The organism is Caloramator australicus RC3 (genome assembly GCF_000297115.1).
Lineage (GTDB): Bacteria > Bacillota > Clostridia > Clostridiales > Caloramatoraceae > Caloramator > Caloramator australicus.
Genome location: NZ_CAKP01000124.1, coordinates 1 through 13,030, shown reverse-complemented (window position 1 = coordinate 13,030; position 13,030 = coordinate 1). Strand labels below are relative to the sequence as shown.

Below are 13,030 nucleotides of genomic sequence, written 5' to 3'. Positions count from 1 at the left end.
ATTCTCCGTCTCTTTCTTGATTTGTAGTATGTTCTTGAATATTCTATTCCTCCTAGGAGCGTAATAATACTTTTCTTGTCTTTTCTTTCAACTATCCATTCCTTTTTTCTCTTATCATCTTCTTTAATCGCTTTATCTAATTCTTCTAAAAAGTCTTTTATTATATTCCTTCCAAGTTCATCAGTCGATTCTTTAACTACCTCAACAAGTTTTGTAAAATCCCATTCTTTTGACAGCATTTCTTCTACATTTTTTATTAATTTAGTAGTGAAATTTATTAAATGTTGTTGTATAATATCATGTTGTATAATATTATTCAAAAGAGACACCCCCTTATTGATTTGTGTTTTTTCCACTTTTTATTTTACCACAGGGGTTGTCTCTTTTAAATTTTTTGTCCTTTTTCGTCCTACAATAATTTTACACTATGCTAAAAGGAGTCAACATTACAGCCAGCGCAGGCATTGCATTATATCCCATAGACGGCCTAAGTTTAGATGATTTATTAATGAAGGCAGATGTTGCTTTATACGGGGCGAAAAGTTCTGGTAAAAATAAATATATATTTTTTAACAATGAAATGATTGATAGGCTTAAGGAAAGAATGGAGATTGAAGAGATATTAAGAGATTCTATAAACAACGATGGTTTTGTTTTATATTATCAACCTATTATTGATGCTAAAAGCTATGAAGTTGTTTCCTTTGAAGCACTTTTAAGATTAAGAAATCATAACATATCCCCTGCTAAGTTTATCCCCATTGCAGAGGATACGAACCTTATAGTTCTAATTGGAGAATGGGTTATTAAAGAGTCATTGATGCAGCTTAAAGGGTGGAAGGAAAAGGGATACAAATTAAAGCCTATTGCAATAAACGTCTCGCCTGCTCAAATTAAAGATAAATCCTTTCCCAAAAAGGTAGAGGGTATGCTTGAGGAATTTAATATTGAACCTTTTTATATAGAACTTGAAATAACTGAAAATATAATGCTGGAAAACCATGATGATGTAATAAATACATTAAGACAGCTAAAGGATATAGGCGTTAAAATAGTTTTAGATGATTTTGGGACGGGATATTCTTCGATAAATTATTTGACTTATCTTCCTGTTGATAAAGTAAAATTAGATAAAAGCCTTAGCGATAGATTTTTAACTCATGATGCTTTAATAGTAAAGAACCTGATCTCCTTTGTAAAGAGCCTGAATCTTAAAGTAGTGGCAGAGGGAATAGAAACTAAGGTTCAAAGGGATTTATTAAAAGAAATAGGATGTGACTTTATTCAAGGATATGTTTTTAGCAAGCCTGTCCCATCAGAAGAAATTGAAAGTAAATTTTTGGAATAGGATAGGAATATTTCCTATCCTATTTTGTCGGAAAATACTAAAGACATAGGACAAAGAGTCGATAAATAAAATATGAAATTTAAAAAATATTTTAATCATATTAAAATTAAAGGGGAGCATGATTAGTATGAATTTTTTTAAGAGGATGATGTTAAGGCAAAAACTAATATCAATCTTTATTTTAATATCGGTTATCCCAGCAATAATAACGACATCAATTACTTTATTTAGAAGTAAAGCATTGGTAGAAAGCAAAGTAAATAATTTAACAAAACAAATTTCTGATGAAAAGATTGCATATATTGATACTTTTATTGAGAGAATTATAGGTCAAATTGATTCCGTTATTAAAAGTCCTGATGTTTATAGAAGGGACAATGCAAAGCTCTTGAATATCCTTCAAAATCTTCAACAATCTGATGAAAATGTAATAGCTTTATATGTAGGAAATAGTGATAAGGAAATGCTTATATATCCTAAAATTCAGCTTCCAGAAGGATATGATCCTACATCAAGACCATGGTATAAAGATGCCGTAAATTCCTTTGGGAGGGCAGTTATAACTGATCCCTATGAGGATGCAGCAAGTAAAGACGTGGTTATAACTGTTGCAAAGGCCTTTAAGCTTTCCGATGGAAAAACAGCTGTTGTTGCAGCGGATATAAGCATAGATACTATAATAAAAAATATGTTAAAGACGAAGGTTGGAGAAACAGGATATACAACCTTGATTTTAGATAACGGAGTAGTAATTGCCCATCCTAAAAAGGAAATGCTCTTTGTAAATATCGCTGAAAAATATGATTTTGGTAAAAAGGTTGTTCAAATGAAAAATGGTAATTTAAAATATAATTTTAACGGTGAAGATAAGATAATGGGATTTTCCCATTCAAAACTCACCAATTGGATTGCCATTGCGACAATGAATCAAAGTGAATATGCAAAGGAATTTAATAATAGTCTTACCCAAACAGCAATAATACTAGCTATAATGGCAGCATTAACTGCTATTTTAGGCTTAGCTTTTGCCAACAGAATCTCAAATCCTTTAATAAATATTATGCACCTTATGAAAAGGGCAGAGAAGGGTGATATGGCAATAGATGTTGAGGTTACAAGCAGCGACGAAGTAGGAAGGATACAGGAAAGCTTTAAAAATATGATAAAGGCCCAAAGGGAAATGATAAAGAAGATAAAGGTTAGCGTTGAGGAGGTATTGGGACAATCGGAAAACTTATCAGCTACATCTGAGGAGATGGCCTCAAGTTCACAGGAAGTTGCAAAGACGATGCAGCAGATAGCAGAAGGTTCCTCCTCCCAGGCAAATGATTTACAGGAAATAGTAAGCCTTATGATTAACCTTACTAATAGCATAGAAGGAGCCTACCAACAGTTACAGAAGGTCAAGGATGAGGCTGGAAATACAAGTAATAAAGCAAGTGCAGGAAAAGAAGAGATGGACAAATTAATAAAGTCAATAGATGATATAAGAAATGCCTTTGAGTTAGTTGTAGCAAAGGTTAACAATCTAACAAGCTCAGTAAAGGAAATAAGCAATATAACAAGCGTAATAACATCCATATCAGAACAAACTAACTTATTAGCATTAAATGCTGCAATAGAGGCAGCAAGGGCAGGGGAGGCAGGAAGAGGTTTTGCAGTAGTTGCGGATGAAGTTAGAAAGCTTGCAGAGGAATCTAAAAAATCAACCAGCGAAATAGCAGAACTTGTAAGCTCAATACAAAAGGATACGGAGGATGTAATAAAGACCTCCAGCAGCGTAGAAAATTTTATAAAATCTCAGACCAAAGCAGTAGAGAACACTGTAGGTGCCTTTGGAGAGATATTAGAATCTGTAGAAGGAATAGTTCCGCTAATGGAAATGGTGCATAGAGGAATGGATGAAGTAGTGAAGTCAAAGGATGAGATACTATCAAAGGTAGAAGCTGTTAGTGCAGTAACGGAAGAAAACTCAGCAGCAGCTGAAGAGGTTGCAGCATCTTCAGAGGAACTTTCAGCATCCTCACAGGAGGTTGCAGCAACAGCTGAGCATCTAAGTTCTCTAGCTTCTGATTTATCTAAAATGGTTGATGTGTATAAAGTTGAATAAAGTAAAACTTAAAAGGGAAGCTAAATTGCTTCCCTTTTAAGTTGGGATAAATTTGGTTGAGATGTTATCAAATTAGAAATATAATAAAATATAAGAAATTGTTTAAGATATGAATAAAAGCTTTGTGTTTTTACCCAATAGGGGGGATTTTATGATTAAAAGGCTAGACATAGCACAAATCAACGATATTATAAATAAAATAATAGAAAACATAAATTTAAGCAGGGAACAGATATTTGATATAATAGACGGGATAAGAAAAGAAGAGGAAAATCTTATGCTTGAAATAGCAAGCATTAAAAATAGGATATTAAATGTTATAGATGAGGTAGACAGGTTAGAAAAACTGGATAAAAAGCTAAGAATTAGACTTGCTGAGGTTTCGAGGGATTTTTTTAAGTATACTGAAGAGGATATAAAAAAGGCCTATGATGAGGCCTATGAAGTTAGAATAAAATTAACTGAAAAGAAAAACGAAGAAAAAATGTTAAGGGAAAAAGGGACCACTTAGAGATACAGCTAAAAAAATTGGCAGAAAACATAAAAAATGCCGAGAGGGTAATTCATCAAATTAACGTTGCTCTAAAATATTTAGAAGGAGACATATTGCCTGCCCTTGGGATGGATAATGTAGAATCGGAGATGCTCCTTGGAATAAAGATTTTAGAGGCTCAAGAAAATGAAAGAAAAAGAATAGCAAGGGATATCCACGATGGTCCAGCCCAGTATATTGCAAATGCAGTAATGAGGGTTGACTTTTGCAAAAGGATAATTGAAAAAAATATAGATGAAGGATTAAAGGAGCTTTTTGAATTGAAGGAAATACTGAAAAGGGCCCTTAAGGAGGTTAGGGATATAATATTTGATTTAAGGCCTATGTCCTTAGATGACCTTGGATTAAATCAAACTATTCATGAGCTTGTAAAATCTATAACCCAGGATCATGATTTAATAATTAATTTAAAATTAAAACCCGTAAAGGACGAGATTGAGCCAATAATTCAGGTTGCTGTTTTTAGAATAGTCCAGGAAATATTAAACAATGTTAAAAAACATTCAAAGGCTAAAAACGTAGAGATAAAATTGGACTATGGTTTAAAATATCTAATGCTTGTAGTTAATGATGATGGAATAGGATTTGATGTTGAAAAAACCTTAGATGAGGTAAAAAAACGAGGGGAATCCTTTGGTCTTTTAGGAATAATGGAAAGGGTTAAACAACTTCAGGGGGATATTCATATAGAGTCCAAAAGGGGAATAGGGACAACGTTTAAAATAAAGCTCCCTGTAAACAGGAAGGTGTTGAAGGATGAGGGAGAAAATTAAGGTATTAATTGCCGATGATCATGAACTTATAAGAAGGGGACTTGAAAGGATTATAAGCTTTGAAGAGGACATAGAGGTTGTTGGGGAAGCAAGGGATGGCAGGGAGGTTTTGGATATTTTAAAATCAAAGGCTGTGGATGTTTTGCTTTTAGACATTAATATGCCCATAATAAATGGAATTGATGTTTTAAAGATTGTAAAGAAGGATTTTAACAATGTGAGAGTTATACTTCTTACCGTTGAAAATCAAAATACCATAATAAAAAAGGCAATAGAAATAGGTGCTGATGGGTATATTTTAAAGGATTCTGCGGGAAGTGAAATAGTAGAAGCCATAAGAAGGGTTTATTCCGGAGAAAACTATATAGACAAATCCTTAATGTCAATTCTCTTTGAGGACATCAAATCAAAAGGAAAGAGAACTAATATTTTAGATTCCCTTACCAAAAGGGAAAGGGAGATACTTTATCTTATATCCCAAGGTTTATCCAATAAGGAGATAGGTGAAAGGCTTTTTCTTTCTGAAAAAACTGTTAAAAACTATACCACAAATATATTTTCAAAGCTTGACGTTAGGGACAGAGTTCAGGCTGCAATAATTGCAATAGAAAATCATATAGAGGAATATTTTAGGGACTAAAGTCCCTATTTTTTTGTGCCTTTTGTTTCTATTTCATTTTTTTTTGACAGAATACAATAGTATTAAGAAAAGGCGAAGGACATCAGAAAAAATTAAAAGGGGGTTATATATATGCTAAGAAACCTTTTAGGTTTTATGATGAATCTAAATCTTAAGAAGCAAAAAGGACAAGGCATGGTAGAATACGGGCTCATAATCGCATTGGTTGCTGTGGTTGTTATAGTTGCACTAACGCTACTTGGCGGAAATATAAGAAATATATTCAACCAAATTGCAGGAGAGCTTGGAGGCGGACAATAATTCTAAAGAAAGTAGATATGCAAAGGCATATCTACTTTCTTTGTCCATAGCTTAAATTAAAGTTGGTGATGGAGATGAAAAAAAAGGGACAATCCCTTGTGGAATTTGCAATTATACTTCCTATTTTGGTTTTAATAATTTTTGGAATCATAGAATTTGGACTTTTGATGAATTCATATATAGTTATTCAATCTGCTTCAAGGGAAGGTGCAAGGATAGGAATAGTTGGCGGGACGGATGAGGATATCTTAGATTCCGTTTATACTGCTGCTTCTAACCTTGATATCAATAGGATCAATGTAAATATAAATCCTAATGAAGGATCAAGAAAGCCAGGGGATACTTTAACCGTCCAGGTTGAGTATGATTATGATATTTTAATGCCTGTAATAAGTAATCTTTTAGGTGACAGCATAAGGCTAAGGGCAAAAACATCTATGAGGGTAGAGTAGGTGATGGGAATGAAAAGAAAGGGAAATGCAGCGATTATCTTGGTAGTTGCCTTTACTGCTTTATTAGGCTTTACCGCCCTTGCTCTGGATATAGGAAATGTTTATATAAATAAGGTTAAGCTTTCAAATGCCCTTGATGCTGCTGCCCTCTCGGCATGCCTTGAACTTCCGGAAAATCCTTCAAAGGCAAGCGAAATTGCTTATGAATACTTAGAGAAAAACGGAATTGATCCAAGTAGAACTACTATAAGTATAAGCGATGATAACAAACAGGTTGAAATAGAAGGCGATTTAGATGTTAAATACTTTTTTGCAAAGGCAATCGGCCTTAAAGGGACAAAAGTTTATGCAAAAACAAGGGCTGCCATAGGCCCCGTAAAAAGCGTTAAGGGGGGCTTAAGGCCCTTTGCGGTTGTAGCCTATGATTTTTCCTACGGGGATAGGGTGACATTAAAGGAGGATGCAGGAGACGGATACCATGGAAACTATGGCGTTGTTGCCCTCGGAGGATTTGGGGCCAACGTCTTTAGAATAAATGCACTGTATGGATATAACGGGAAAATTAGCGTAGGGGACCTTATAGATACAGAACCTGGTAACATGGCTGGGGTCGTTGATGATATAAGAAATTATATCAATGCGGACTCCTATACTTTTCAAAATTTTAATAGGGATTCAAGAAGGCTATGGACACTGCCTTTAGTTAACACTTTAGAGGTAGAGGGAAGAAAAAAGGTTTTGGTTGTTGGGTTTGCTGAGTTTTTTGTTGAGGATGTTGAAAAAAGAAGTGGAAAGGCTGAAGTTACTGGAAGATTTATAAGATACGTAAGAAGCGGGGAGATAGATTTTACTTTAGAAGATACAGGCCTTTATGCTGCAAAACTTATAAGATAGAGGTGTTGTTATGAAAGGATCCATTAAAAGGCTTATTTTAATCTCCTTTATCATATCCTTAATGTCCACAATAGGAATTTATTACTATATAAACTCCCCAAAGGATAAGGAAAAGGTTAAAAAGATAAAAATTTTAGTTGCAGCTGAAAACATTTCAAGGGGAACTCCTATAGAAGATAAGATGATAAAGGAAGTAGAAGTTGAATATTCTGATGCCTTTTCAAATTATGTAAGGGATAAGAAAAGCTTAATAGGCCGCTTTGCCAAGGTCACTATTTATAAAAATGAACCCTTTATATTTGATAAGCTTATAGACAAAGACAGTTCAAGCCTAAGTTTTAAGCTTCCCCAAAACCATAGAGCAGTTTCTGTAAGCGTTACAGGGGATACCGGTGTTAGTTACCTTTTAAAGCCTGGGGATAGGGTGGATATTTTAGTATTTTTAAAGGAAAAGATGGATAACGATAAAACAAGGCCCAGCATCACAAAAACTATAATTCAGGATGTTGAGGTTTTGGCAATTGACAGAAATACCCAAGATGAAACAAAAACAAAGGATGACGGAAAGGTTCCCCAGAGCTTTTTTGTTACATTATCTATCCCAAATGATGATGTAGAAAAATTGGTCCTTGCAGAAGGAGTTGGAATTATAGAGCTTGCCCTAAGACCTATCAATAGTGGGGATAGGATAAATTCAAAGGGAGCCGTTGAGGATAACCTTTTAAACAGCACAAGCAGCATAATCTATAAGACGATTATTTATACAGTTAAAAAGGGAGATACATTAAGGAATATCAGCAGAAAATTCTATGGAACTCCGGATAATTATATCCTTTTAAAGCAGGTCAATGGAATAAAAAACGAAAATTTAATTGAACCAGGAATGAAGATAAAGGTTTTGCTTCCTGTAAAGGAGTGATAGGATGATAAGGATTTTAATTGCCGATGATATAAAGGAGACAAGGGAAGTTATAAAAAAGATATTAGATATGGAGGATGGATTTTTAGTTGTTGGGGAGGCACAGAATGGAGAAGAAGTTTTAAAACTTATTCCAAAGGTAAAACCCGATGTCATCCTTATGGATATCAATATGCCTATAATAAATGGTCTTGAGGCTACCGAAAGGATCACAAGGGAATATCCAAATATAATAGTTATAATAATGTCGGTTCAGGGAGAGAGCGAATATCTAAGAAAGGCTATGTTCTATGGTGCAAAGGAATATATTATAAAGCCCTTTAACTACGAGCAGTTAATAGAAACCATAAAGGCAACCTATGAAAGATACAAAGACTTAAATAAGATGATAGAAAAAGAAAAAAACGCAAAGATAATTACCCTCTTTAGCACCAAGGGGGGAGTTGGGAAAACCACTTTAGCAACTAACCTTGCAGTCCTTTTTAGTCAAGGGAAAAAAGTCCTTCTTTTAGATTTAGATCTTCAATTCGGAGATATTGCTGTTTTAATTAATGGATTAAATTATAAGACGATAATGGAAGCCATAAACGATGATTTAGAGTCTTTTAGCAGCATAAAACAATATTTATATTCCTTTAATGAAAACTTGGATGTTTTGTTTGCACCAAAAAGCCCGGAGGAGGCAGAATTTATAGGCAAAGAAAGCATAGAAAGGCTTTTGGATGTTTTAAAGAAACACTATGACCTTTTAATTATAGACACAGGGGTTAACTTTTCAGATAATACATTGTTTGTATTAGATAGCGCAGATTATATATTCTTCACATCAAATATGGATATTGCCTCATTAAAAAACGCAAAGACAGGGCTTAATGTTATGAAATCCTTAGGATACGATAGCAAAAAAGTAAAGCTTATAATAAACAGATTTAACACTAAATATGGTGTAAGCTTAAGGGATATTGAAGAGACCTTTAAGGAAAACTTTTTTAAAGTCGTAGAAGATGATGAGGAAGCGGTTATTATCTCTATAAATAAAGGACAGCCTATAGCATCAAATCCCAAATATAAAAAATCCAAAATATTAAAATCCCTTGAGGATATAACAAAGTCCATTGAGATTTAGTGGACTGGGGGTGTGACCATGAGCCTTGTAAAAAGACTTGAGGGAATTAGCGATAAAAAGCAGACAAAAAAAGAAAGGGAGATGGACCCTTATATAGAGCTAAAAACTAAGATTCAAAATAAAGTTATTGAGGAGTTGGATATAGATTTTAATGAGATTTCTGATGAAAACGAAAAACTTAAAGAAAAAATAATCTCTATAATCGATAAAAATATTGAAGAGGAATCACTAAATTTAACAAATGCCCAAAGGAAAAAGATAAAGGAGGAGCTTTTAGATGAGATAATAGGATTTGGGCCAATAACATCCTTTTTAAAGGATCCAAGTATTAGCGAGATAATGGTTAACGGTCCTAATAAAATTTATGTTGAAAGGAATGGTAAGCTCCTTCTTACCGATGCGAAGTTTAAAAACGATGATCATGTTATGCATGTTATAAAAAAGATAGTGTCGCCTTTAGGAAGAAGGATAGATGAATCCTCACCAATGGTGGATGCAAGACTTCCTAATGGTTCAAGAGTCAATGCGATAATTCCTCCCCTTGCGATAGATGGTCCTGCAATTACCATAAGAAAATTTTCCGAGGATCCCTTTACAATAGAAGACCTAATTAATTTTGGAACGCTAAATGCCAAGATGGCGGAGTTTTTAAAGTGCTGCGTTCAAGGACGACTTAACATTATAGTCTCCGGTGGAACGGGAAGTGGAAAAACTACAACCTTAAACGTTTTATCCTCCTTCATTCCAAACGATGAAAGAATAATAACCATAGAGGATGCAGCAGAGCTTCAACTTTCACAGGATCATGTTGTAAGGCTTGAAACAAGACCGGCAAACCTTGAGGGGAAAGGGGAGGTTACAATAAGGGATCTTGTGAAGAACAGCCTTAGAATGAGGCCGGATAGAATTGTTGTTGGTGAGGTGCGTTCCGGTGAGGCCCTTGATATGCTTCAGGCCATGAACACAGGGCACGATGGTTCCTTGACTACCGGCCATGCCAATTCCCCAAGGGATATGCTCTCAAGGCTTGAGACGATGGTTTTGATGTCAGGGATGAATCTTCCTGTTAAGGCTATAAGGGATCAGATAGCTTCTGCAATAGACCTTATAATTCAGCAGGCAAGACTATTAGATGGAAGTAGAAAAATAACCCACATTACAGAGGTGCAGGGTATGGAGGGCGATGTAATAGTCCTTCAGGATATATTCAGGTTTGAACAAAGGGGTGTTGACAGCAAAGGAAAGGTAAAGGGAGATTTTGTATTTACAGGAGTTATTCCAAAGTTTATGCAGAAATTAAAGGAAAAAGGTATTGCTGTTCCGACGGACATATTTTCATGATGGGGTGGGAGTATGATAATTCTTATATTTTTTTCAGTATTCTTCTTAGTATTGGCTATATTTTTAGTTTTCCAAGGTAAGGAAAAACCAATTGAAAGGTTAAAGGAAATGGAGGATAATCAGAAACAAATAAAGGATGAAGAAATAAGAAAAGAGAGCCTTATTAAGTTTCTTGCAAAATTTATTCCAAAGAAAAAAGGAAAAAAAACTCAACTAGAAGAAAATATTATAAAATCCGATATTCCTTTAACTTTGGAGGAGGTCTATGTAATTAAAATATTAATATCAGCCCTTGTTACTTTATTTATATATGCAGTTTCAAGGGATCTTTTAATTTCCTCCTTTTTAATGGTTATTGCCTTTTATATTCCAGATATCATAATACTTAAAAAGAAAAAGGACAGGTTAAAAGAGTTTGACCTTCAGCTTGTAGAGGCGATAACTTTGATTTCAAACTCCCTAAAGGCAGGATATTCCCTAATGCAGTCCATTGCAGTTGTAAAGGACGAGATGATGGAGCCTATTTCAAAGGAATTTAATAGACTTTTAAAGGAGATAAGCCTTGGGAAAACCGAAGAAGAAGCCTTTTTGGATCTTCAAAACAGGGTTGATTCGGAGGATTTAAAACTATTCATCAATGCCCTTTTAATACAAAAGGATGTTGGAGGGAATTTATCCGAAATACTTGATAATATAGCAGAAACCATAAGGGAAAGGCAAAAATTAAAAAATGAACTAAATGCTTTAACTGCCCAGGGCAAACTTACAGGGCTTATAATATCCCTGATGCCTATATTTCTTGCGATGATAATTTATTCCTTTAATAGGGAGTATATAATGCTCCTTTTCACGACAAAGATAGGAATGGCTATGGTTATGTTTGGGGTAATAAGCCAAATTATTGGACTTTTTATAATACGAAAAATAATAAACATAGACCTTTAGGGAGATGGTGATATGTTTTTTTTAATTTTATTGTTTTTCATATCCTGCTTTACATTTATTTATTCCATTCTATATTATTCATATCAGGACAAAATAGTTATTCAAAAAAGGTTAAGGGATTTAGAGGGTAGAATTGTAGAAGATAAAGAGCTTTTAACTTTTAGCCAAAGGGTTATAAAGCCTATATATGACATGATAAATAGGCTCTTAAGTAAATTAACTCCATCCTATAAGCTTGTTACAATAGCCAAAAAGCTTGAAAGGGCAGGATATCCTAAGGATTTTACCCCCGAAAGGTGGTTTTTTGTAAAATATACATCAGTATTGATTGCCTTTTTACTTTCATATTTGATGTTTTCATTTATTCAAGAAAACAAAGTAAAATCTATATTTATTTCCCTCTTGATAGCAATTTTAACTAATGCAATCTTTAATGTCAATTTATCCTCAAAGATACAAGTAAGAAAAAAAAGAATATTAAAGGACCTTCCCTATATTTTAGATTTAATTACCGTAAGCGTAGAGGCGGGATTATCCTTCGATGGTGCCATCGCAAGGGTTATAACCATCATAAAGGGGGATCTTAGTGATGAGTTTGCAAAGACGTTAAAGGAGATTAGGATGGGAATTCCAAGGAAAATTGCCCTTAAAAATATGAGCGATAGAAATGAAGTAAGGGAGCTTTCCATGTTTGTGACATCTCTAATTCAAGCGGATGAACTTGGAGTTAGCCTTGGAAAGGTTTTAAGGATAGAGAGTCAAAACCTAAGGGAAAGAAGAAAACAAATGGCAAAGGAAAAGGCCATGAAGGTTCCGATAAAGATGCTTTTCCCTTTAGTTTTTTTTATCTTCCCAACGATATTTATCATACTTTTAGGCCCTGCAATAATAAAGGCTATAGAAATGTTTACAAGGTGATGTTATGAAGGAAAAGATTTATATAGAAGGTAAAGTTGTTGAGGCTTATATTGCCGATACATTCTTTAAAAGATTAACAGGTTATATGTTTAGAAAAAAACCCCATCATGAGGCAATACTTTTAAAGCCCTGTAACAGCATCCATACCTTTTTTATGTTTTTTAACATTGACGTATACCTTTTAGATGAAAATATGAATGTCATTAAAAAGATAAAAAACCTAACTCCATGGAAGATACTCCCCCCAATGAAGGGTGTAAAATATGTATTAGAAGTGCCTGCCACTTGACATTTTGACTTTTTGACATTTCTACATTTTACCAATAAAAATGATGCTTGTTTTAACTATGAAGATAGTGTCAAGATATTGTAGGTTAATTTTTATAGACAACCCCTTAAATTAGCTAGTTTCAAGGCGTTTGTTAAATTTAAAAAACTTAAATTATATTTTCATATTTTATTGATTTTAATATCCTGTAAATTGGCGTTACTTTCCCTATGTTCAATATCGTTATATTATTCATAACTTCACGTGAAGATTTATTTATCTTTCTTATCGCTTCTTTTATTTTCTTCTTACTTACCTTGAAGGCTTTTTCATCTTCCTTAAACACACTTATTTCCCTTAAATTTCCTCCATTCTTGCTAAATACCCTTAGCTTTGCCATTATCTTTAATCCTTCCTTGCTCCATCCTAATGGCCTGCTGCTT

The 13,030-nt window shown here is 34.0% G+C and carries 15 protein-coding genes and 1 pseudogene; 14 read left to right on the top strand and 2 right to left on the bottom strand.

From position 1 onward, the window contains the following. Positions 1–320, bottom strand: a 320-nt coding sequence (locus tag CAAU_RS11905; RefSeq protein ID WP_040306623.1) for a UPF0236 family transposase-like protein, incomplete at its 3' end; no start/stop codon positions are given. A 107-nt stretch (positions 321–427) separates the two neighbouring features. Between CAAU_RS11905 and CAAU_RS11900 the strand changes: the two genes are divergently transcribed. The 14 genes and pseudogenes from CAAU_RS11900 (at position 428) to CAAU_RS11835 (ending at position 12,608) form a co-directional block, all read left to right on the top strand. After that, a complete protein-coding gene (locus CAAU_RS11900) occupies positions 428–1,348 on the top strand; it encodes a putative bifunctional diguanylate cyclase/phosphodiesterase (protein ID WP_083852889.1) in 921 nt (306 codons plus the stop codon). 127 nt (positions 1,349–1,475) lie between these two features. After that, entirely contained in the window at positions 1,476–3,458 is a 1,983-nt protein-coding gene (locus tag CAAU_RS11895) for a methyl-accepting chemotaxis protein (protein WP_008909686.1), read from the top strand. Between the two features lie 109 nt (positions 3,459–3,567). Then, positions 3,568–4,004 (top strand): annotated as a pseudogene (locus CAAU_RS15265) (hypothetical protein); the annotation flags it as partial. A gap of 75 nt (positions 4,005–4,079) precedes the next feature. Continuing rightward, entirely contained in the window at positions 4,080–4,784 is a 705-nt protein-coding gene (locus CAAU_RS11885; protein ID WP_423219156.1) for a sensor histidine kinase, read from the top strand. Further along, the gene (locus CAAU_RS11880) at positions 4,768–5,424 is read left to right on the top strand and encodes a response regulator (protein WP_008909683.1); all 657 of its coding nucleotides are present in this window, start codon (positions 4,768–4,770) and stop codon (positions 5,422–5,424) included. The genes CAAU_RS11885 and CAAU_RS11880 overlap by 17 nt, the downstream gene beginning before the upstream one ends. A gap of 111 nt (positions 5,425–5,535) precedes the next feature. Then, on the top strand, positions 5,536–5,724 hold the full coding sequence (locus CAAU_RS11875; RefSeq protein WP_008909682.1) for a Flp family type IVb pilin: 189 nt from the start codon (positions 5,536–5,538) through the stop codon (positions 5,722–5,724). A 74-nt stretch (positions 5,725–5,798) separates the two neighbouring features. Beyond that, a complete protein-coding gene (locus CAAU_RS11870; RefSeq protein ID WP_008909681.1) occupies positions 5,799–6,176 on the top strand; it encodes a TadE/TadG family type IV pilus assembly protein in 378 nt (125 codons plus the stop codon). Between the two features lie 9 nt (positions 6,177–6,185). Continuing rightward, complete coding sequence (locus CAAU_RS11865; protein ID WP_008909680.1) at positions 6,186–7,070, top strand: pilus assembly protein TadG-related protein; 885 nt, start codon at positions 6,186–6,188, stop codon at positions 7,068–7,070. 10 nt (positions 7,071–7,080) lie between these two features. After that, positions 7,081–7,989 carry a Flp pilus assembly protein CpaB gene (gene cpaB / locus CAAU_RS11860; protein ID WP_008909679.1) on the top strand — a complete coding sequence of 303 codons (909 nt, stop codon included), beginning with the start codon at positions 7,081–7,083 and terminating at the stop codon, positions 7,987–7,989. Positions 7,990–7,993: 4 nt separating this feature from the next. Continuing rightward, positions 7,994–9,115, top strand: coding sequence for a response regulator (locus CAAU_RS11855; RefSeq protein WP_008909678.1), 1,122 nt, complete (start codon positions 7,994–7,996; stop codon positions 9,113–9,115). Positions 9,116–9,133: 18 nt separating this feature from the next. Continuing rightward, on the top strand, positions 9,134–10,456 hold the full coding sequence (locus CAAU_RS11850) for a TadA family conjugal transfer-associated ATPase (RefSeq protein ID WP_008909677.1): 1,323 nt from the start codon (positions 9,134–9,136) through the stop codon (positions 10,454–10,456). A gap of 12 nt (positions 10,457–10,468) precedes the next feature. Beyond that, positions 10,469–11,401, top strand: a complete 933-nt coding sequence (locus tag CAAU_RS11845) for a type II secretion system F family protein (RefSeq protein ID WP_008909676.1) — start codon at positions 10,469–10,471, stop codon at positions 11,399–11,401. 12 nt (positions 11,402–11,413) lie between these two features. Beyond that, on the top strand, positions 11,414–12,319 hold the full coding sequence (locus tag CAAU_RS11840) for a type II secretion system F family protein (protein ID WP_008909675.1): 906 nt from the start codon (positions 11,414–11,416) through the stop codon (positions 12,317–12,319). A 4-nt stretch (positions 12,320–12,323) separates the two neighbouring features. Beyond that, positions 12,324–12,608, top strand: coding sequence for a DUF192 domain-containing protein (locus tag CAAU_RS11835; protein WP_008909674.1), 285 nt, complete (start codon positions 12,324–12,326; stop codon positions 12,606–12,608). 148 nt (positions 12,609–12,756) lie between these two features. Here CAAU_RS11835 and CAAU_RS11830 read toward each other — a convergent pair. Then, positions 12,757–13,030, bottom strand: a 274-nt coding sequence (locus CAAU_RS11830; RefSeq protein ID WP_192811222.1) for a UPF0236 family transposase-like protein, incomplete at its 5' end; no start/stop codon positions are given.